The sequence below is a fragment of the Bacillus sp. FSL M8-0071 genome, from assembly GCF_037975455.1.
Lineage (GTDB): Bacteria > Bacillota > Bacilli > Bacillales > Bacillaceae > Bacillus > Bacillus subtilis.
This window is the reverse complement of sequence record NZ_CP150256.1, coordinates 1,276,711-1,296,696: the sequence shown is the minus strand read 5'-3', so window position 1 is coordinate 1,296,696 and position 19,986 is coordinate 1,276,711. Positions and strand designations below refer to the sequence as shown.

The 19,986-nt window shown below is 45.6% G+C and carries 19 protein-coding genes; 5 read left to right on the top strand and 14 right to left on the bottom strand.

What is annotated here, in order from left to right:
* Positions 1 to 5 precede the first annotated feature (5 nt).
* From MKX71_RS06690 to MKX71_RS06660, 7 genes are all read right to left on the bottom strand, one after another.
* A complete protein-coding gene (locus tag MKX71_RS06690; RefSeq protein WP_339231885.1) occupies positions 6 to 1,025 on the bottom strand; it encodes a zinc-binding alcohol dehydrogenase family protein in 1,020 nt (339 codons plus the stop codon).
* 5 nt (positions 1,026 to 1,030) lie between these two features.
* Positions 1,031 to 2,035: an ureidoglycolate dehydrogenase gene (gene allD, locus MKX71_RS06685; protein ID WP_339232035.1), complete on the bottom strand. Its 1,005-nt coding sequence runs from the start codon at positions 2,033 to 2,035 to the stop codon at positions 1,031 to 1,033.
* Positions 2,036 to 2,149: 114 nt separating this feature from the next.
* Positions 2,150 to 3,529, bottom strand: a complete 1,380-nt coding sequence (locus MKX71_RS06680; protein ID WP_192858367.1) for an MFS transporter — start codon at positions 3,527 to 3,529, stop codon at positions 2,150 to 2,152.
* Positions 3,530 to 3,596: 67 nt separating this feature from the next.
* Positions 3,597 to 5,018 carry a glucuronate isomerase gene (gene uxaC / locus MKX71_RS06675; RefSeq protein ID WP_339231883.1) on the bottom strand — a complete coding sequence of 474 codons (1,422 nt, stop codon included), beginning with the start codon at positions 5,016 to 5,018 and terminating at the stop codon, positions 3,597 to 3,599.
* Between the two features lie 199 nt (positions 5,019 to 5,217).
* Entirely contained in the window at positions 5,218 to 6,396 is a 1,179-nt protein-coding gene (locus MKX71_RS06670) for an FAD-dependent oxidoreductase (RefSeq protein ID WP_003232765.1), read from the bottom strand.
* Between the two features lie 39 nt (positions 6,397 to 6,435).
* On the bottom strand, positions 6,436 to 6,858 hold the full coding sequence (locus tag MKX71_RS06665; RefSeq protein ID WP_003220510.1) for a DUF1641 domain-containing protein: 423 nt from the start codon (positions 6,856 to 6,858) through the stop codon (positions 6,436 to 6,438).
* Between the two features lie 388 nt (positions 6,859 to 7,246).
* The gene (locus tag MKX71_RS06660; protein ID WP_033884358.1) at positions 7,247 to 7,744 is read right to left on the bottom strand and encodes a cupin domain-containing protein; all 498 of its coding nucleotides are present in this window, start codon (positions 7,742 to 7,744) and stop codon (positions 7,247 to 7,249) included.
* 131 nt (positions 7,745 to 7,875) lie between these two features.
* Between MKX71_RS06660 and MKX71_RS06655 the strand changes: the two genes are divergently transcribed.
* From MKX71_RS06655 to fetB, 3 genes are all read left to right on the top strand, one after another.
* Entirely contained in the window at positions 7,876 to 8,850 is a 975-nt protein-coding gene (locus MKX71_RS06655) for a multidrug resistance efflux transporter family protein (RefSeq protein WP_020425117.1), read from the top strand.
* Positions 8,851 to 8,969: 119 nt separating this feature from the next.
* The gene (locus tag MKX71_RS06650; RefSeq protein ID WP_003232774.1) at positions 8,970 to 9,722 is read left to right on the top strand and encodes a phosphate ABC transporter ATP-binding protein; all 753 of its coding nucleotides are present in this window, start codon (positions 8,970 to 8,972) and stop codon (positions 9,720 to 9,722) included.
* Positions 9,722 to 10,474, top strand: coding sequence for an iron export ABC transporter permease subunit FetB (gene fetB, locus MKX71_RS06645; protein ID WP_017697302.1), 753 nt, complete (start codon positions 9,722 to 9,724; stop codon positions 10,472 to 10,474). The genes MKX71_RS06650 and fetB overlap by 1 nt, the downstream gene beginning before the upstream one ends.
* Before the next feature lie 45 nt (positions 10,475 to 10,519).
* On the opposite strand, the gene MKX71_RS06640 is transcribed toward fetB, so the two are convergent.
* Complete coding sequence (locus tag MKX71_RS06640) at positions 10,520 to 11,335, bottom strand: uroporphyrinogen-III synthase (RefSeq protein WP_339231882.1); 816 nt, start codon at positions 11,333 to 11,335, stop codon at positions 10,520 to 10,522.
* A 173-nt stretch (positions 11,336 to 11,508) separates the two neighbouring features.
* Here MKX71_RS06640 and MKX71_RS06635 point away from each other — a divergent pair, with 173 nt between their 5' ends.
* Complete coding sequence (locus MKX71_RS06635) at positions 11,509 to 11,697, top strand: hypothetical protein (RefSeq protein ID WP_003232781.1); 189 nt, start codon at positions 11,509 to 11,511, stop codon at positions 11,695 to 11,697.
* A 40-nt stretch (positions 11,698 to 11,737) separates the two neighbouring features.
* On the opposite strand, the gene MKX71_RS06630 is transcribed toward MKX71_RS06635, so the two are convergent.
* Together MKX71_RS06630 and yjiB are read right to left on the bottom strand one after the other, a co-directional pair.
* Positions 11,738 to 12,916: a glycosyltransferase gene (locus tag MKX71_RS06630; protein ID WP_070548839.1), complete on the bottom strand. Its 1,179-nt coding sequence runs from the start codon at positions 12,914 to 12,916 to the stop codon at positions 11,738 to 11,740.
* A 22-nt stretch (positions 12,917 to 12,938) separates the two neighbouring features.
* A complete protein-coding gene (gene yjiB / locus MKX71_RS06625; protein ID WP_038428813.1) occupies positions 12,939 to 14,129 on the bottom strand; it encodes a monooxygenase YjiB in 1,191 nt (396 codons plus the stop codon).
* Positions 14,130 to 14,519: 390 nt separating this feature from the next.
* Here yjiB and MKX71_RS06620 point away from each other — a divergent pair, with 390 nt between their 5' ends.
* Positions 14,520 to 14,798: a hypothetical protein gene (locus MKX71_RS06620; protein ID WP_042974212.1), complete on the top strand. Its 279-nt coding sequence runs from the start codon at positions 14,520 to 14,522 to the stop codon at positions 14,796 to 14,798.
* A gap of 30 nt (positions 14,799 to 14,828) precedes the next feature.
* Here the strand turns inward: MKX71_RS06620 and MKX71_RS06615 are convergent, their stop codons facing one another.
* From MKX71_RS06615 to fdhF, 4 genes are all read right to left on the bottom strand, one after another.
* Complete coding sequence (locus MKX71_RS06615) at positions 14,829 to 15,455, bottom strand: NUDIX hydrolase (RefSeq protein ID WP_256683362.1); 627 nt, start codon at positions 15,453 to 15,455, stop codon at positions 14,829 to 14,831.
* A gap of 78 nt (positions 15,456 to 15,533) precedes the next feature.
* A complete protein-coding gene (locus MKX71_RS06610; protein ID WP_339231880.1) occupies positions 15,534 to 16,175 on the bottom strand; it encodes a DUF4352 domain-containing protein in 642 nt (213 codons plus the stop codon).
* Between the two features lie 196 nt (positions 16,176 to 16,371).
* Complete coding sequence (locus MKX71_RS06605) at positions 16,372 to 16,932, bottom strand: DUF1641 domain-containing protein (protein ID WP_003232799.1); 561 nt, start codon at positions 16,930 to 16,932, stop codon at positions 16,372 to 16,374.
* Positions 16,925 to 19,882 carry a formate dehydrogenase subunit alpha gene (fdhF, locus tag MKX71_RS06600; protein ID WP_181216992.1) on the bottom strand — a complete coding sequence of 986 codons (2,958 nt, stop codon included), beginning with the start codon at positions 19,880 to 19,882 and terminating at the stop codon, positions 16,925 to 16,927. The genes MKX71_RS06605 and fdhF overlap by 8 nt, the downstream gene beginning before the upstream one ends.
* Positions 19,883 to 19,986: the final 104 nt, after the last annotated feature.

Sequence of the window (19,986 nt, the reverse complement as noted above, 5' to 3'; positions counted from 1 at the left end):
GTCATTTAATCAAACGTGATGACGGCTTTCCGCACCTGATCTGGATGCTCCTTAATAAACTGAAATGCATGATGAACGTCATCAACTGAAAATGTATGGGTCACCAGCCCGTTATGCATTAACCGGCCTCCATTCAAAAGCTCTACCACTTTTGGAAACTGATTGGTCTGCAATCGGGATCCGGTTATCGTGACTTCTTTTTTTGTAATTGGCAGCTGAGAAATCTGAGCCGCTCTTTCATCAAATCCAAGCACAACCACATGTCCCGCCGGTGACACAGCCTCAATTGAAAGTGCAAAAGTCTCCGGCAGGCAAACAGCATCAATGACCACGTTTGCTCCTTCATTCCCAGTCCATTCAAGGACCCGCTCGGCAACATGTTCTGCTTGGACATTTACAACAGCATCGGCGCCGTTTTCTTTCGCAAATGCCAGCCGCTCGTTGTTCAAGTCAGTCATCATGACAGCAGCGCCCGCCAGTTTTGCCATTTTTAACACACAGATCCCGATGGGCCCCGCTCCCTGGATCAGGACGGTATCACCTTTTTCCACCTGGCCTCTCCACACTGCCTGGGCGCCTATCGTATAAGGCTCGGCCATGACTGCTTCCTCCCAAGGCAAGTCCTTTGAGACCGCGTGAAGCTGTCTTTCCGGAAGCACAATATATTCCCGCATGCCTCCGTCCTCATGTACGCCAAATACAGAAAGCTTGGCGCAAACATTCGGCCGCCCTTTGCGGCAGGCATAGCACGATCCGCAATAAGAAATCGGCTCAATTACCACATGATCACCGGGTTTTAGGCTCTGTACTTTCGCACCAACTTCCTCCACTTGTCCCGTTACCTCGTGTCCGATGACTCTCGGGAGGGTAGCAAGCGGATTCGTTCCATGATAAATGTGCATGTCTGAACCGCAAATGCCGACTCGCTTGACTTTCACGAGCACTTCATCATCCTTTGAAAGAACTGGCTTCTTCACCACCGCTGTCACCAGATCATACGCTTTTCGCACTTGAACCGCTTTCATTTTTCTCACCTGCTTTTTAAGAATTCATACACGCTCCGGGCGATAGAAATTCCTTTTTCCTTATTTCTTTCTTCAAGCAGCTGCTCGATCTCGCCGGGCACATACACTCTTTCGAATCCAACAGCCGGCGGTGATTGCTGCAGTTCATCAATCATGTCATCCATCTGCTCTAAAAACGTATCCCAGTCAGTAAAAAAGGCTGGATTGATCGCGCAAACGTAATGCCCCAGCTTTCTTTTTTGATCAAGGCCGCTGTACATTTTGGCAATATGAGGACCAAAAGCCGCGCCCGCCAGCAATCCGGAAAACACATCCACTACAATCGATAGTCCATAGCCTTTCGGGCCGCCGAATGTTGAAAGTGAGACGACCTTGTCAGGATCAGTTACTGCTTCTCCGTTTTCATCGACTCCCCATCCTTCAGGAATTTCATTGCCCTCTTCACGGGCCTGCAGAATCTTCCCAAAAGCCACTTTGGATGTCGCCATATCTAGGATAAACGGTTTTTTATGCTTAGCCGGAACACCGTAAGCAATCGGATTTGTCCCTAAAAAAGGAGTCCTCCCCCCAAACGGGACAACGATACTGTCTGTATGCGTCATTGCCATTCCGATCAGCTTTTCGTCAGCCGCTTTTTGCACAAAATAGCTTAGCGCTCCGCAATGGCTGCTGTTTACGGCCGTGACCATGCCGACTCCTTTTTTCTTCGCCATGTCAATTGCATGGTCCATCGCCATGTCGCAATTCACATGACCGAAACCATCGTCTCCGTCAAGCACCCCGGTCACAGGCCCCGTCTCTTTAAAAACAGGCTGTGCCCCAGGATTGATCCCTCCCGCTAAAAGCCTGTTCACATAGTGTTCTGTGCGCAGCACGCCATGCGAATGTACATTGCGCAAATCAGCGTGCACGAGAACATCTGCCACTTTTTCAGCATCTCGTTCATTCAAACCGGCACCGGCCAGCTTTTGCCAAACGAGTTCCTTTGCTTCTTCAGCTGCAATTGTTATCGTTTTTCAAGCAAGTGCCTCCTTCCTTTTCAGTTTTTTGGGCACTCTCCAAGCGAAACCCCTACAAACACATTTTATTTACAAATTATTTTAAATATTCTTTATATTATATTGTCAGCTCTTTTGATGAAGATCCTGAACGATCTGAGCATGCTGCTGGTCTGTGAGTTTATAAAGAAAGCCGATAATGAACATCGCTAATGCCAAAGCAATGGCCGGATACAGAAGAAGCAGCGCTTTGATGCCAATCAGCGCCTGTGCTGTCTGGACTGCATTCGGCACATAGCCGATAATCCCCAAACCGATCCCCGAGAGAAAGCCAGACAAAGATTGAGCAAGCTTTCTTGAGAAATTGAAAAGTGAATATGTCGTTGCTTCCTTCCGTTCACCGGATTTCCATTCGCCATAGTCGATAATATCGGAGACAAGAGCCCACGTGATGCCATTTGGGATACTGATTCCAATAAAGGCGATACTGGCGAGAATTGTAAACACATAAACGTTAGATGGAAGCATAAAGTTGATCAGATCCGCGGCCACACTGATGCCGAAGCCGATCATTGCCGTTCGTTTCTTTCCAAACATCTTGACGAGCTTTGGAAGGAATACGACGCCCAAAAAGGAAGAACCGATAATGATGAAGTTCATATAAGCCATTAATTCAACATTGCCCAAGTTATATTGTGCGAAATAGACGAGCATGGCGGATTTAATGTTGTATGCGGAAATTGAAAAAATCGTCATCAGGACAAGGGTTAACAGCGGTTTATTTGTAATAAATGTTTTGACGACAGATGAGAGTGTTAATTTTTCTTTGGGTGCTTCCGATATGACAATGCGCTCTTTGCAGTTGCGGTAGCAAATATAAAACCAAAGCACACCGAGTGCGGCGAACAAGCCCATGACCACCGGGTAGCCGACCTTCGGATTATCAAACTTGATGAGCAGCGGCATCACGGCAACACTTGTGATAAACAAGGCGCCAAGTGATCCGATTTGGCGGAACGTCGAAATGGAGGTCCGGTCCTCAGAATTTTGAGTCATCGCTGCCCCTAATGAGCCGTACGGAATATTCACAAACGAATAGCCGATGCCCCAAATCATATAGGATGCATATGCATAAATCAGTTTTCCAGTCGTTGATACATTGGGAGACAGAAAAATAAGAACAGTAAGCACCGCAAGCACGAGGCTGCCGATTAATAGATAAGGCCTGAATTTCCCCCGTTTGCCGATGTTTTTGCGATAATCGATTGATGAGCCGACAATTGGATCTGTTATCGCCGCAAACAGCTTACTGACTAAAAAAATGCCGCCGGCCATCGCAGCGGGGATTCCCGCTACATCAGTGAAATACTTCAATAAATAAATCTGGCCGAGATCAAACATAAAACCATTGCCAAAATCACCAAAACCATAGGACATTTTCTCTTTCAATGAAAGCCTTTTTTCCGTTTCGACCGACACAACCTTATTTGCCAGTTCAGTTCGCATGTTCCACCTCTGTGTCTTAAGAATTTTCGGATAGTGATCCGCTCAGCGATACTGAGCGGATACTTTGTTACACGTTTGCTTTCTCTTCTTGAAATTGAAAGTAGTGTTTCGCATTGTCATAGCAAATCCCCTGAACGATGCTTCCCAGAAGCTCCGTATCGCGCGGCACTTCGCCGTTTTCCACCCATTCTCCAATCAAATTGCAGACGATCCGCCTGAAATATTCGTGGCGCGTATACGAAAGAAAGCTTCTGGAATCGGTGAGCATGCCGATAAAACGGCTGAAAAGGCCAACATTTGATAACGCTTTCATTTGGTCGAGCATTCCGTCTTTAGTATCGTTAAACCACCAGGCTGTGCCGAATTGTATTTTTCCTGGGGTAATACTGTCCTGAAAACTGTTGATCATGCTGGCGATGACATAGTTATCATTTGGATTCAGTGAATATAAAATCGTTTTCGGCAGCTGGTTCTTCATCTCAACTGAGTTCAGCAGCTTGTATAAAGGCTTAGCAATTTCTTCATCGTTCATTGAATCATACCCTGTATCAGGTCCGAGCCTTTTCATCATTTTTGTATTCGTGTTTCTTAAAGCGTTGATATGAAACTGCATCGCCCAATCGAGCTCCGCATACAAACCGCAAAGAAACTGAAGCGTATATGTCTTAAATTTCTTCTCATCTTCACAAGAAACCTCTGTTCCTTGTAATCTGTCAGAAAAAATCCGTCCAGCTTCTTCTTTTGTTGTTTCGGCAAATACCATTGAATCTATCGCGTGATCAGAAACTCTGCCGCCGGCTGAGTGGAAGAATCGCACTCGTTTTTCCAACGCCTTTAAAAACGCATCATAGGTTGTAATCGATATGGCGGCGGCATCTTCAAGCGCCTGCACCCACTCAGGAAAGCCTTCACGATTGATCTCAAGCCCTTTATCCGGCCGAAATCCGGGCAGCACGCTGACAGGAAAGTCTTTGTCTTCTTTTAATAATAAATGGTATTCAAGAGAATCGACAGGGTCATCCGTGGTGCACACGACCTTTACATTTGATTTCACGATTAAATCCCTTGCCCCGAAGCCTTCCCCTTTGAGCAGTTCATTTGTCCGTTTCCATATAGCCGGCCCGGACTTCTCGTTTAAAATCTCATAAATGCCAAAAAAACGCTGCAATTCTAAGTGAGTCCAGTTGTAGAGCGGATTGCCAATCGCCATCGGCACGGTTTTCGCCCAAGCCATAAATTTCTCTTCATCAAGCGCATCTCCGGTGATGTATGTCTCCTCAATTCCATTGGCTCTCATGATGCGCCATTTATAATGGTCACCATACAGCCAGGCTTCCGTGATGTTTTGAAATGTCTTATTTTCATAGATTTCTTTCGGACTTAAGTGGCAGTGGTAATCAATAATTGGCATGTCTTTCGCATAATTGTGATAGAGGCTGACAGCGGTTTCATTTTTCAATAAAAAGTTTTCGCCCATGAAGGGTTCCATGTCCTCACCGTCTTTCATTCTATTTCAAAATGTTAACGTTAACATTTTGATTTGTTTTTATTTTACCTTTATATTCCTTTGGGATCAATCTCTTTTTTGAAAATGAAATGTGTTAACGCTGTCATAAACATAAAAAAAGACATTGCCAGAAAGCACTCGGAAAGGAATGCTTTTGGCAATGCCAGATTCATTAAAAGGATTAGTAAGCCAGGCTGAAAAGTCCTTTAATATGTGTCAAATATCGTACATTACTTGCTTCTTTCATCAAGGAAGCAGGAAGACCTTTAAGCGGTGTAGAATTAGCACCAATGATGGCAACCGCGTCTTTGCGTCCAAGGCTTGCAAGTGTACCAGAGTTTACTGGCTTGAATGTTTCAAGCGTTTTGCCTTCTAGGTAAGCGAATAGGTTGTAACCGATCAGCTCACCCATTTGCCATGCGATTTGTGCAGTTGGCGGGTATGGACGGCCGTCGGGACCGAAGTAAACTGCGCTGTCTCCAGCAACGAATACATCTTCATGAGATGTAGATTGCAGGAAGTCATTTACAGTCGCGCGTCCGCGGTTCACTTCTAGGCCTGATTCACCGACTAATGGGTTACCTTGTACGCCGCCAGTCCAAACAAATGTGTTGGCAACAACTTTAGATCCGTCTTTCAGATCGATTACGTTTCCTTCTACATTTGTAACAGGAAGACCTGTTAAGAACTCAACGCCGCGTTTTTCAAGGCTTGCAGTCGCACGCTCGATAAGATCATCCGGAAGAACAGGAAGGATCTTCGGACCTGCTTCAACAAGTTTCAATTTGATTTCTTTATGGTCTACGCCGTATTTTTTCGCAAGGTTCGGCATGATGTCAGCAAGCTCACCAACAAGCTCAACACCTGTTAAGCCGCCTCCGCCGATAAGGATTGTTGCATCTGCTTCGTTTTTCGTTTTAGAGTACTCGCGCACACGATCTTCAACATGTTGGAAGACTTTGTTCGCATCGGCAGCAGATTTCAATACCATGCTGTTTTCTTCAAGACCTGGGATGCCGAAGTAAGCCGTTACAGAACCAAGACCTACAACAAGCGCATCGTAAGTTAATGTAGAACCGTCAGCAAGCGCAACTTCTTTTTTATCAACAGAGAAAGAGCTTACTTCCGCAATTTTAAGATCAATGTCTTTGCCTTTGAAAAGTTTTTCTAATGGCATTGCAACCGCTTTTTCAGACACGTTGCCTGCAGCAAGGCGGTGTAATTCCGTAATGATTTGGTGAGTTGGGTATTTGTTTACCACTGTCACGCGTGCTTGTTCTTTTGTGTAATGTTTGCGAACTGTTAGAGCAGAAAGAACTCCGCCATAACCAGCGCCTAGAATGACAATATGTTTTGACATCGTATATCCTCCGTCCTTTATATCAATTTGAATCTGAGATTATTTTTGGTTTTCGCGTTCGTTCATGACTTCAAGGTAGCTGTTAGCAAAACGGAACAGCTTTTGAGCTTGAGGATCTTTCAGCATGCGAAGAAGGCCGAAAAGTCCAATTGTTTCGTTGCTTGCTTCCGCGCGGTCTTTTGCTTCGATCGCAGTCGCAGCTACTTCTTTCGCTGTTTCTTTTACAGGCTCGAGAATTTCAGTGATCGCACCGACTGTGTCGCTCTTTAACACTTCGTCAGTCGCTACAGACTGAGCGAAATCATAAGACTTCGTTAAAATATTCACTAACTCAGTCAGCTTCGGAAGCTGGTCAACTAAAACAGTCAATGATTCTTGAACTTCTGGCTTTAATAGCTGATCAATAAGATCTTGCTGGCTTTGGCTGACAGACGCATTTGTTTGATCGATTGTTTCTGGCATATCCAATTCTCCTTTACTATAAGCAGTTTGCTGATTTTTTTGGAAAGGGTAGTGCCTCTCCCTGTCTCACGCTTTTAAGGCATAAGAATAAGGATTGTGAATTCGTGCACAATCATTTACAAAAATAAATGTTTACTACCCAGTTTTTCATCTTGCCATATTCAGTATTATTTTTATCTAAAAATAAACAATTGAATAAGTCAAAATCCTTTACTCTCTCTGAAAATAGCAAACACAAAAAACTCCAATTCGATTACCTTCTATATGATAACACTTTTTGAACAAAATTTGAACGTGAATTGCTTCGATTATGAAATTAATTTATATGGAGCTCATGTCATAACGTTTCTGCGGCACTAGTTATTGACAATCCAACAATTTCTCCCCTTCACTTTACCCATATTTCCAATAGAGGCTCTCTTTTTCCTGTGATCGGGTCATTCGCCGGCAACGCCGCCTGCTTAATCTGTTTGAGCGCTTCCTCCCGCTCATTCGGTTTCCCCGTCTTCATATCATACTGAACGCCACCGGGATAGGCGCCAAGGACAGTAAAATCGGGACTTGAGCTGAGCTTTTTATGTCCGACTCCGGCTGGAATCACGACTGCGTCGCCTGATTTGAAAGGGATGGCAGCCCCTTTTTCTCCCCCAAACTGAATCACAGCCTCTCCCCTAAGGGCAATCAGGACTTCATGCGTATTGCTGTGATAATGATGGTATGGAAAAACACTCCCTGACCAGCTGTTTGACCAGCCATGCCGGATGACGATCCGCTCTGCCAGTCCGGTGTCCTTAAGCGCGTTTTGATACACCACGAGCGGAAAATCAGGGTGATTCGGAATCCTGCCGTCATCCGGAAAGAAGTATGTCTGTGTCTCTTTTTCCATCAATTACACCTCCCTTTTTTGTCTTCCACACATAGCGGTTCGCAAAACATGATGTTTTTCTCATGATTCCATTGATCTGCATGATACCGAATAGTATAGTATAAAAAAATAATGCCAGAATGAGGGATATCATGAAAGCTATCGTTATCGGAATATTGGCTTCACTCTTTTTCGCCGTTACCTTTATATTAAACAGAGCGATGGAGTTATCAGGAGGCAGCTGGCTTTGGAGCTCTTCGCTGCGCTTTATTTTTATGGTGCCGTTTTTATGTTTGATTGTCATCATGAGAGGGACATTCACGCCTCTCTTACTAGAGATGAGGAAAAAGCCGTTTTATTGGATCAAATGGAGCTTCGTCGGCTTCGTGCTTTTTTACGCGCCGATTACATTTGCGGCTGCATACGGTCCGGGGTGGCTCATAGCCGGAACCTGGCAAATTACAATTGTAGCCGGGGTGCTCTTATCTCCTTTGTTTTATGTCAAACAAGATATGCCGGGCGGTCCGCAGCTCGTTCGCCAAAAGATTCCCCTGGTTTCACTTGGCACTTCCATGATCATCCTGATTGGAGCGGCTCTGATTCAGCTTCAGCATGCAGAATCGCTTTCTGGGAGGATGCTGCTTTTCAGTGTGCTGCCGGTTGTCATTGCGGCTTTTGCCTATCCGTTAGGAAACAGGAGAATGCTCGAAGAATACGGAGGCCGGCTTGATACATTTCAGCGCGTGCTTGGAATGACATTGGCAAGCCTTCCATTCTGGCTTATATTAGCAGCTTACGGCTGGTGGTCAGATGGCCTTCCAACAGCAAGTCAAACCGTTCAATCCTTTATCGTTGCCGTCAGCTCAGGCATCATTGCGACGGTTTTATTTTTCTGGGCCACTGATATGGTAAGAGACAATCCGCAAAAACTCGCAGCTGTTGAAGCCACTCAATCCGGTGAAGTGATTTTCGCGCTGCTTGGTGAAATTGTTCTGCTGTCAGGCGTTTTCCCATCTCTTTTATCATTTGCCGGTTTGTTCATTATAATAGCGGGGATGATGTTACATACCTTCGCTTCACAGCCGAGAAAACCGAAAAAGAAAGCACAGTCAAATCTGACTGCGTAGCATCTGCAGGAGAATGGGTGAAAGCCTGTTCTCCTTTATTTGTGCTACCAAAAGGAATCTGTTTCACGTTATAGTTAAATATAATGTCAGCCTACTTATATTGAAAGGTGATTATTGTAATGGAAGCAAACGATCAAACACAAAACATACCAGCCATCTCCTTCAGATCAGTCAGAAAAAGCTATAAACAAGATGGACAAACCTATGATGTGCTGCAGGATGTCACCGGAGACATTCAACAGGGCGCAATCGTAGCCGTTTTAGGTCCTTCCGGCTCAGGCAAAAGCACCCTCCTTTCTATGTGTAATTTAATGAGAACGCCTGACAGCGGCGAAGTCAACATATACGGAAAGGAAGTCAGAGAATGGAATGTCAATGAGCTGAGGCGAACGGCAGCCCTCGCGTTTCAATCGGCTCCCGTGCTCGACGGGACAGTGCGTGACAATTTAAGTCTTGTACAAAGGCTGCATCAATCCCAGCTGTACTCTCCTGAAAAGCTGGCTTCGCTTGCAGGGCTGCCGCCAGAGTTGTTAGACAGAAGCGCCAGAGACTTATCGGGCGGGCAGCGGCAAAGACTGTCACTGGCCAGAACGCTCTCAAATCCTTCCTCCATTCTATTGTTGGACGAAATCACATCGGCCTTGGACCCGGTCTCTGCTCTTGAGATTGAAGAACTGATCAAACGTCAGCATCAAGAGAAAAAATGGACAGTCATGTGGGTCACTCATAATATGGAGCAGGCAAAACGAATAGCCGATACCATTTGGTTTATGGCAGATGGCCGGCTGCTTGAAATCGCTGAAACCGACACATTTTTCTCCGCTCCGCAGCATGAAGCAGCGAAAGAATTTTTGAAGGGTGGGACCCGGTAATGGATTACCTTTCTCTCTCTTTAACGATGATCTTTGTTTTGATCGCCTTGTTTTTATCAAAATCCTTTAAAGCCGGTGTAGAAAAAGACATGATCATCGCCACCATCCGGGCCGCGGTGCAGCTGCTTATCATCGGTTATGTTTTGTCGCTGATTTTTCGCGGAGACCACCCTGTTTTTATCCTGCTGATGGTGCTGTTAATGCTCGCGGTGGCGGCGCAAAATGTCATCAAGCGAAAGAAAAATGCAATCGGTTCGTTTTGGAGGGTGTTTGCCGCGTTAGCAATCGTAGAAATTGTGACGCAGGGAATTCTGCTGTCTCTTCATATCATTCCGCTTACGGCACGATATGTCATTCCGATCAGCGGGATGGTCATCGGAAATTCGATGGTGCTCTCAAGTTTGTTTCTAAACCGGCTTAACTCAGAAGTCGGCGTTCGCAAAGAAGAAATTCAATTAATATTGTCACTTGGCGGCACACCGAAGCAATCCATACAGCGCATTCTTACCTCAGCGATGAAAATGAGTATGATCCCGACGCTCGAAAGCCAGAAAACACTGGGTCTTGTCCAGCTTCCCGGCATGATGACTGGCCAGATTCTAGCCGGCGCGGACCCGATTCAGGCAGTACGCTTTCAGCTCTTAATCGTGTTTACAACGATGGCCTCAGCCGCGCTGACTTGTGTAATCTTAAGCGTGCTGACATACCCATCATTATTCACCGTTCATCAGCAGCTGAAGCAGAATGAATGACAGACAAAAGCCGCTTTCCAATGGAAAAGCGGCTTTTTGTACTTGTTATTCCTTTTCTTCATAATACTTGGCCAGCTCAACAATCATCGCACCCATCCGCTCAATCTCTGGCGCAAGCAGTCTCGTAATGCCCTCTTCCCGCAGTGCTTCAGCAGTCACTTTTCCGACAGCAGCTGCGATGGCGCGTTCTTCGAATACCTTCTTCACTTCATTGATATAACCTCGCCCCTTAGCAAAATCAAACAGGGAACGAACCTGAATGGCCGTTGTAAAACAAACGGCATCGATCTCACGGTTCATCAGCTCTCGGCATAACCGCTCCACCGTTTCCTCCTCCGGCGGGATGTGCTGATAAGGCAGAATCGGCAGGACAGACGCGCCTTTTTCTTCAAGAAATGCCATGAGAGCCGGCGCTTTTTCGCCATGAAGCTGCACCATGACTGTTTTTCCTGAAAAGTCGTGAGGCTCCAAAGAACGGATTAAGCCTCTTGTTGTCCCGTCTTCATCCGAAGCTTCCGGTGTGATTCCAAGCTTTTTCAGCGCAGACAGCGTTTTGTATCCCCGGCATGCCGCTTTCGCTTGGCAAATGGCCTGCAGAAACTCATCTTTCAGTCCAATTTTCTCTGCCATATCGACAAGAGTCTCCAACCCGATGCCTGTCGTGAAAATGACCCAGTCAGCTTTTTTTCCCTCCACAAACGTCCGCAAATCCGGCTCCACCTGCTTCTCTGCTAAGTAAACCGTGCCTTGGAGAGGCCGGATGACAGGTATTCCGCCCTGTTTTTCAATGATTGTACTGATTTCTTCCGTTTTTCGTGAGCCACCGATTGCCACATGTTTTCCAAGTAACCCTTTTCCCATACCCGTTTCCTCTCCTCTTTGCATAGGCTTTTTATGTATACAAGCTTATTAAAGCTATTTTGGCGCAAACCAAGGGAGAAATCAAGATAAACCCAAACTCCTAAAATCCATTGAATACGCCGGAAGCTTGCTGTAAGATAAACAGCAGACACGTCTTGTAACGGAGGGACGACATGGAAACAAAAAAAGAAGAATATGAAACAAAAGGCTACGATACATCGATCGTTTACGAATTCAATGAATATCCGGACGCCCGCAGCGGGCGCTGCGACAACTGTGATTACACACTGTTCAAAAGCTCTGTAAAAGGCGGAAAATTTCTTAGAGAATGCCGGAGATGCGGGATGAAAAAAAATATTTAAACAGAAAACCGAAATCAAATTGATTTCGGTTTTTATGTTTTTACTGTGGGACAGCGGATTTTTTCATAAACGCTTCAATCTCAGCTGCCGCACGCTCCGCTCCGCCAGCTTCTTTTACATCCTTTTGCATATTCTTGACGCGGCTGAGCAGCTCTTGATCACTGGATACAGCCTGAACCGCTTCCTGCAGGCTGGAAACATTCACTTCCTCTTTCGGCAAATAAACGCCAAGGCCTAATTCATCAACCCGATTTGCAGTGAGCTCTTGCTCGTACATTTGCGGAATGACGACAAGCGGCACACCTGCGTTCATCGCTTCCATCGTACTGTTCATCCCGCCATGAGAGATGAACAAATCAGCTTTCTCTAACACCTCAAGCTGCGGCACACTTTGGCGAATGGTAAAGTTAGCAGGAATATCCTCCAAGCTTTCTGGATCAATCGTTTTCCCAACCGACATGATCACTTGCCATGAAGAATCCCGAAATGCCTTGATGCACATCTTGTAAAATTCCGGCCATGCGTTAAACGCCGTACCCAAAGAAATCAGCATAAGCGGGCGATCATCCTTGTCAATCAACAGGCTTTCTTTTTCCTTCCGTTCTCCGAGAGAGGGGCCGACAAAACAGAAACGGTCATCGAACGTCTCATGCTGAATCTGAAAAGACTTCGGCATAAAGACAATATTTAATGCTTCCGGCACAGCTAACTGTTCAAATGAAACAGCCGGCAACTTCTCTTGCTCCAAGTAGGCTTTAAATTCAGCCTCTGCTTCTCTTATTTTTTTCAGCATGTCTTCATTTCCTAACTGAAAGGATTCATTTTGGGCATATGACGAACAGAGCTTAATGACCGGAACATTAAGCTTTTCAGCAAACAACTTACCAGCCAGCGCAACAAAGTCATAGATGATCAGATCAGGCTGATCATCCTTATATAACTCCTCAAGCTGCGGCAGAATGCTGAGTGATTCTTTCAAAAGACTGAGGGGCGCGTCATTCTTTTCCATCATCTCCCTGATTTGCTTAGGATCAATATTCAAGGATGTATGATAGATCAATGCTTCTCCACCGGCTTGCTGAACAGCGGGCGCAAACTCCTCAGTCGTCGCGTACGTGACACGGTGCCCTTTCTCACAAAGCTTCTCTACTAAAGCAAGCGTAGGATTGACATGTCCGTATGCCGGGATATTGATCATCGAAATATGGTACTTTTTCATGAATCTCCAGTCTCCTTATCTATTACATTTTCACACGGAAGCTCTTTAATCCGTATATCACACTGTTTTCAATCGGAGTGATACTGACGCACTCCATATGAGGAAAAGCAGAAATCAAAGACGTTAACGCGATATTTGCTTCAAGACGGGCAAGCGGAGCCCCAAGGCAAAAATGGATGCCATGGCCAAACGCAATATGCGGGTTGGAATGGCGGCGGATATCAAACATGTGCGGCCTGTCAAACTTCGCTTCATCACGATTTGCCGATGCCACAAACGCCAAAACCATATCACCTTCTTTAATCAGATGCCCACCGATCTCCGTATCCCGCTTGGCAATGCGCCTCAAAACCGGGGCGGGCGCTCTGAAACGTAAGGCTTCCTCCACTGCCTGAGGCATCAGTTCAGGATGGCTGCGCAGTTCCTCGTAAACGCCTGGCGTTTCTAATATGCTGTACATCGCATTTGAAATCAGGTTTGTTGTGGTTTCATTTCCGGCCACCAGCAGCAGCGTGCAAAACGGAATCAGCTCTTCACCGGACAGCTTCTCGCCTGTTTCTTCCGCTTTCACTAAAATAGAAATAATATCCTGTGCCGGTTTGTTTCGCTTTTCTTCTATGATGCCGGCAAAAAACGCAGCCAGTTCTTCCTCACACTTATCTCGTTCTTCCAAAAAGGCTTTTTCAGCTTCTTCACTTTTATCCTTCGGTGTACTGACCAGAAGATCAGACCATGCTTTAAACTGATCCATATGCGCTGAAGGCACTCCTAGCAGCTCAGATATCACAATAACCGGAAGCGGGTATGAAAAATCGTGAACAAGGTCAAACTCACTGCGCCCCTGACATTTTTGAATCAGTTCATCTGTGATTTCTTGAATTCTCGGTTCCCATTGCTTCATCACGCGCGGAGTAAAGGCTTTATTCACGACTGAACGGATTTTTGTATGCTTCGGCGGGTCCATGTTAATGATGGAATTTCCAATAGAGCTTGTCTGCTGCGGCATGTAACTGGAAAACAGCTCTTTATCCCCAACAACTTTTTTGACATCATCATAAAGAAAAACGCTCCACACTTGATTTTCTTCATCAAAGGAAACAGGCGCATCCTTTCTCATCGATTCGTACCATGGAAACGGATGATACGCATCCTGTTTGTTTTTCCCATTGAGCAGCGCTCGCTGCAAGGCTTGCCGGCGGTTTAACACATTCATGTACGGTCACTCCCCTTGAAAGAATTCAGCAATTAATGTTCCACTTCACCTCCCGCTTTCGAAAAAGAGAGGGACTACCACAAATAATTAAATTGATAACAGCAGGCAGGCGATCACGATGTTCGATGCAGGCATCATATATTCCCCCTCGAATTTCGTTCATCTTACCATAATCTTTCAATTTTTTTCTATTCTGCACTGCTGTTTTGGCTCACAACGTGACCTTAGGCATAAGCACGCAAATCCAATATGGATTCAATTGCACCGCTCCGCTCAAAAAACGCCTCTGTTTTCAACCAAATGCACTAACTCCAAAAATGACTTTCCCATTATGTAAAATAAGCTGATTCTATGATTAAATAGAAGGTAAAAGGTGAAGGAGAGAACAACGTGGCAGCACAGACTAATTACAAAAAACAAGTTGTCGGCATCCTACTTTCACTTGCATTCGTACTGTTTGTGTTCTCTTTTTCTGAGAGACATGAAAAACCGCTTGTTGAGGGAAAAAAACAGGAAAACTGGCATACTGTCGTCGACAAAGCCTCTGTCAAAATTTATGGCAGCCGATTAGTTGAAGAAAACAAATTAAAGCAAAAACTCGGCCATAAACAAGCCGATTCTATTTTGACCCTTCTGAAACTCGCCAACGAAAAACACATTACATTATAAAAAAGAAAGAGCCAATTGGCTCTTTCTTTTTTAGTCAAATATCGTTTTCTTGTCCGGATGGCGCAAAAAGTCAAACAGCATGCTAAGCTGTGAGGGTGTGTTTCGTTTTGGAGAAAGCGGCGGGAGGCTGTCTTCCGGAAAAAAAGCGGCATGATTCGTCTCGATCCCTGTTTCCCCCTGCCCGCCCGTCATGCTGCATGCGATGAAGATTTTATAATAGTGATAAGGCTGAGGGGGATGAGAGTGTTTATGGCTGTCTAGCACGGCCAGCAATCGAGACGGCTCTGTATCGTACCCCGACTCTTCTTTGATTTCCTTGACAACGTTTTCAGCCGGCGATAAACCAATCTCGCAAAATCCGCCCGGCAGCGACCACAGCTCATCATGCTTCTCCCGGACAAGCAAAATCTGATTCTCTCTGAATACAGCGCCGCGAACATCCGCTTTCGGTGTTGGATAGCCCTTCTCGCCTTGCCATAAATCAGTGATAACTTCAATGTCCTTCTCCGAGTAATCCGCCATCATTTCCGCGCTAAGCTTCATTAGCTCTTCGTACCTCTCCCTGTCGTACACATCCTTGGAAAAAGCAAGCCCCGCTTGGGCGATCGCCCGAATCCGCTGTGCCCGTTCCAGCCATTTGGTTTGCACTTTTATCACTCATCCTTTCAAGTCAAGTTTCGCTATAAAAAATGCACGTTTTCCACAGATGAAAAACGTGCAACTGTAAATTAGCTTCTAATCTAACTTCACCAAGTAATCAATATCGTCCTTTACTCTCTCTTCTGTATTACTGCTATTTGTATCAGCTAAAAACGGATTATATACCAGTGTGTAATGTTTCTGTTCTCCTTTAGGGATGACATAACTGAGTACACCTGTAACCTTTTTCCCCGATACTAGTGTTCCTCCCATAAGGATTCTGCCCTTCTCTTCTATAGAAAAAACAGGCCGCACTGATTGATCATTCTTATCTCTTAAATCAAACCCGATAAAATTGTAGCTTATTGAATCTTCCCCTATATTTTCCATCGTAACTTCTATAATAAGCCGTTCCTCATCATCTTTTATTGTTTTTGTCTCCTCATTTACAGCTCCGCCAACATTCATATATTCACCTTTTTGCACTCTATCAACTTTATTCACTGTAAAATTCGTATGTCCTGCTTTAAATGTTTCTCCTATTTTATGTATTTGATCATCTTTTTTGGTCTTCGGCTCACCGACTTTTTTCAATTCCTTATCAAGTTCCTTTTCAAGCTCTTCTTGCGATTTTTTCTCTTTCGGTTTTTCCTTCTCTGACGCATCGCTCGATTGGCTGCACGCAGAAAGCGCTAACCCGATCGTCAAGACAAATAATAGTAATAAGACTTTTTTCATGATTGTTCCCCCATCTAAAGTAATCGATTTCTATTATAATCAGATTTTTCCTTTTCTTAACAGGTAAGAAAGTAACGATTATTTCTATCTCATTCATCACAATCTTACTTCTTCCTAGTATTTGAATATTTTTCACTAGTCCATTAGACCTTTTCATCAAAAAACCCGAGCTGGCTGAAGCCGCTCGGGTGGGAGGTCAATCTCGCTTATTCATTCCTCTTTTCTCTCGAGGTTCCTGATGATGTTTTTGGTGTTCCGGAGGCTGCGTCGTGCGTTCCAGCTCCTTTGTATCTTGTCCCATTCCTTTTAAAAAGGAAAAGAGCAGTGTAATTGATTTGTTGATTTCCGGGTCTTTTAGCGAGCGGATAATATCAAAATAACCTGTCTTTTCTTCACTGTTTTTCTGCTCTACAGCGCTTGCCACACCCGCATTCACTTTCAAAATGAGAGGCTCCAGCTGCTTCACGTCCAGCATGCCGAGTGTTCCAAACAGAAGAAGCAGATTTTTCAGCGTATTGGCTGTTTCCTCTGTATCTGCCTTTTTCACCAGGATATCAAGAACTTTATCCCCTTGGCCAAAAAGGCCGCGGAGCAACGGCAGGACACCGCGCTCGTTCATATGGCCCAGCATATGCAATGTTTCGAGAATCGCTTCTTTGTGGTCAATTAGAGCATCTTCAATTTCCCGCAAATCACGCTTTCGCTGATCCTCTTCTGTTACCTCGATTTTTTGGATTCGTTTAATCGCTTTAGCCATTATGGCCCATCCCCCTTTTCACAGCGTCACCAGGGAAAATATAATCCTTCCGCGCCCATTTCTTATGAACCTGCACACCGATTTGCGGCTGCGGATTGCCGTTGCGGTGGTTGATCTTAGGCAGCGGGCTGATTCCGTCGTGCTTCAAAATTTCCATCTTGGCCGATGTTTCTTTGTAAGCAGGCGTATCGGTATCCTTATCGGCATGGCTGCCTGTTAACAGGTTGATCGCCGCTTCCCCTGAATCGTTCATTGGCAGATATACTTCCTTCCCTTTGACTCGATCAGTAATCAGGCACTTCACTTTGACATTTCCGAAAGGCGATGTGAGTCTGACGAGGGTTCCGTCCTGAATCCCTCGTTCTGCCGCAAGCTCAGGAGAAATTTCTAAGAACACTTCCGGTGTTTTCTCCGAAATCCCTTTTGATTTGTAAGTCAGGTTCCCTTCGTGGAAGTGCTCCAAGAGCCGCCCATTGTTGACATGGATATCATATTCCTCACCGAATTCCTCAGGCTCTGTCCACTGGACAGGGTAGAGAATGGCCTTGCCGTCCGGGAAAGGGAAGCGCTCTGTAAAGAGTAAAGGCGAATCCTTTCCATCAGCGTTTACAGGCCATTGCAGGGAATTATAGCCCTCAAGACGTTCATAGGTGACACCGGCATAAATCGGCGACAGCTTGGCTGCTTCCTCCATAATGTCTGCAGGATGCTTATAGTGCCAGTCGGCGCCAAGCTTATTGGCAACCTCCATAATAATCTGCCAATCCGGCTTTGATTCACCCAGCGGTTCAAATACCTGATACAAACGCTGAATCCGGCGTTCTGTGTTTGTAAACGTTCCTTCTTTTTCAAGGCTTGGGCTCGCAGGAAGAACCACATCAGCAAACTCCGCTGTACGTGAAAGGAAAATGTCCTGCACCACAAAGAAATCAAGCTTTTCATATGCGGCGTGTACATGATTGATGTTGGAGTCGACAAGGCCCATTTCTTCACCTTTTACATACATCGCTTTCAGCTGTCCGGAATGGATTTTTTCAATCATTTCGTGGTTGGTCATACCCGGCTCCTTCGGCAGCGGCACGCCCCACGCCCGCTCGTATTTTTGGCGGACTTGTTCATCCGTCACTTTTTCATAGCCCGGTAGTCTGTCAGGCATACTCCCGAAGTCACTTGCTCCCTGCACGTTATTATGGCCGCGCAATGGGTAAGAACCTGCTCCCGGTTTTCCGTAGTTTCCTGTCACAAGCAGCAGGTTAGAGATCGCCGTGCTCGTGTCGCTTCCTCCAATGTGCTGTGTCACGCCCATCGCCCACAATGCACACACACTGTCAGCTTGCCCGATCATCTCTGCCATTTGGATAAGGGTTTCTTGATCAATCCCGGTTTTCTCCTCAGCATATTCAAGTGTGTACGGCGCGAGGCTTTTTACATATTCATCCCGTCCGTTCACTCTTTCTCTCAAAAATCGTTCATCGGCCTTGCCGTTTTCTATTAAATATTTGGCGATCGCATTCAGCCAGACGATATCCGATCCGGCACGCGGCTGGACAAATAAATCGGAGCGTTCTGCCATTTCGTGTTTTCTGATATCCGCGACGATCACTTTCTGCCCTCTCAGCTTATGAGCCCGTTTAATGCGAGTGGATAAGACTGGATGCGACTCAGACGTGTTCGAACCGATAATCAAAACAAGGTCCGCTTGCGCGATATCTGTAATTGATCCTGAATCACCGCCATAGCCGACTGTCCGGAACAGGCCGGCAGTCGCAGGAGATTGGCAATAGCGGGAGCAGTTGTCCACATTATTTGTGCCAATGACCCCTCTGGCCAGCTTTTGCATAAGATAGGATTCTTCATTTGTACATTTAGAAGATGTAATAAAAGCGAGAGAATCCGGGCCAAACGCCTCTTTTAATTCAGTGAACTTGCTGGCGATCAGCAATAACGCCTCCTCCCACTCTGCTTCACGGAAATGGTCGCCTTCCCGGATCAGCGGCTTTGTCAGGCGTTCTTCGCTGTTGACGAAATCCCAGCCGAACTTGCCTTTCACACAAGTAGAAATGCCGTTGGCTGGCGCTTCCTCCTGCGGCTCTACTTTCAGAATGTCTCTGCCCTTTGTCCAGACATCAAAGCTGCAGCCGACGCCGCAATACGTGCAGACGGTTTTCGTTTTTTTGATTCGTTCATCACGCATGGCCGATTCCATATCAGAAATCGCGAGAATCGAGCCGTAGCCTGTCTCTACGCCTTTCGTGATCTCAATCATCGGTCGCAGCGTTTCGTTATTGATGCCTGTTAAATATCCGGCTTCCCCTTCCATTCCTTTTTCCATCATCGCGTTGCACGGACAGACCGTTGAACAATGGCCGCATGACACACATGACGACTCATTGATCGGCACGTCGTTATCCCAAATGACGCGCGGGCGTTTCCGCTCCCAGTCAATGGTCAGCGTTTCAGTTACCTGAACGTCCTGGCATGCCTCAACACAGCGTCCGCACAAAATACATTGATCTGGATCATAACGATAAAACGGATGGGATTCATCCTTATGGTATGGCTTGTGATCAAACGGAATGCTTTGGTGATTGATTTTCATTTCCTTCACCGTATTATGTATTTCGCATCCCCCATTGTTGTAATCGCAAACTGTACAATAAAGCTCATGATTATATAAAATCTTGTCCATCCCGATGACCTGCGCTTTTTTCACGTCAGGTGAGAGCGTATCAATGATATCCCCATCCTTTAATTCAGCGGAGCACGACCTCTTCAGCTCACCATTGATGCTGACGATGCACGTATCACATGTTTCAATCGGTCCTAAGCTTGGATGATAGCAAACTTGCGGCACTTCAATCGAGCTGTTATTCAAAAGCTGCAGCACCGTCTGTTCCTCGGACGCTTCCATTTCAACGCCGTTTATTGTGATTTTTTTCTTGCCAGGCATCTCCATTCCCCTTTCTTGCTTTATATACCGAATTACCTATTTCAGTTCCCTTACAACAACTCAATAAAACATACAAAGCGCACTCACATGTTTTATTGCACTAA

Bases quoted from the DNA above. Each gene is read 5' to 3' on its own strand.
- MKX71_RS06640 (WP_339231882.1), bottom strand. From the start codon at position 11,335: ATGGGAAAAGGGTTACTTGGAAAACATGTGGCAATCGGTGGCTCACGA.
- MKX71_RS06670 (WP_003232765.1), bottom strand. From the start codon at position 6,396: ATGTCAAAACATATTGTCATTCTAGGCGCTGGTTATGGCGGAGTTCTT.
- MKX71_RS06655 (WP_020425117.1), top strand. From the start codon at position 7,876: ATGAAAGCTATCGTTATCGGAATATTGGCTTCACTCTTTTTCGCCGTT.
- fetB (WP_017697302.1), top strand. From the start codon at position 9,722: ATGGATTACCTTTCTCTCTCTTTAACGATGATCTTTGTTTTGATCGCC.
- MKX71_RS06680 (WP_192858367.1), bottom strand. From the start codon at position 3,529: ATGCGAACTGAACTGGCAAATAAGGTTGTGTCGGTCGAAACGGAAAAA.
- yjiB (WP_038428813.1), bottom strand. From the start codon at position 14,129: ATGAATGTGTTAAACCGCCGGCAAGCCTTGCAGCGAGCGCTGCTCAAT.
- MKX71_RS06690 (WP_339231885.1), bottom strand. From the start codon at position 1,025: ATGAAAGCGGTTCAAGTGCGAAAAGCGTATGATCTGGTGACAGCGGTG.
- MKX71_RS06610 (WP_339231880.1), bottom strand. From the start codon at position 16,175: ATGAAAAAAGTCTTATTACTATTATTTGTCTTGACGATCGGGTTAGCG.
- MKX71_RS06605 (WP_003232799.1), bottom strand. From the start codon at position 16,932: ATGGCTAAAGCGATTAAACGAATCCAAAAAATCGAGGTAACAGAAGAG.
- MKX71_RS06650 (WP_003232774.1), top strand. From the start codon at position 8,970: ATGGAAGCAAACGATCAAACACAAAACATACCAGCCATCTCCTTCAGA.
- MKX71_RS06665 (WP_003220510.1), bottom strand. From the start codon at position 6,858: ATGCCAGAAACAATCGATCAAACAAATGCGTCTGTCAGCCAAAGCCAG.
- uxaC (WP_339231883.1), bottom strand. From the start codon at position 5,018: ATGGAACCCTTCATGGGCGAAAACTTTTTATTGAAAAATGAAACCGCT.
- MKX71_RS06630 (WP_070548839.1), bottom strand. From the start codon at position 12,916: ATGAAAAAGTACCATATTTCGATGATCAATATCCCGGCATACGGACAT.
- MKX71_RS06660 (WP_033884358.1), bottom strand. From the start codon at position 7,744: ATGGAAAAAGAGACACAGACATACTTCTTTCCGGATGACGGCAGGATT.
- fdhF (WP_181216992.1), bottom strand. From the start codon at position 19,882: ATGCCTGGCAAGAAAAAAATCACAATAAACGGCGTTGAAATGGAAGCG.
- MKX71_RS06635 (WP_003232781.1), top strand. From the start codon at position 11,509: ATGGAAACAAAAAAAGAAGAATATGAAACAAAAGGCTACGATACATCG.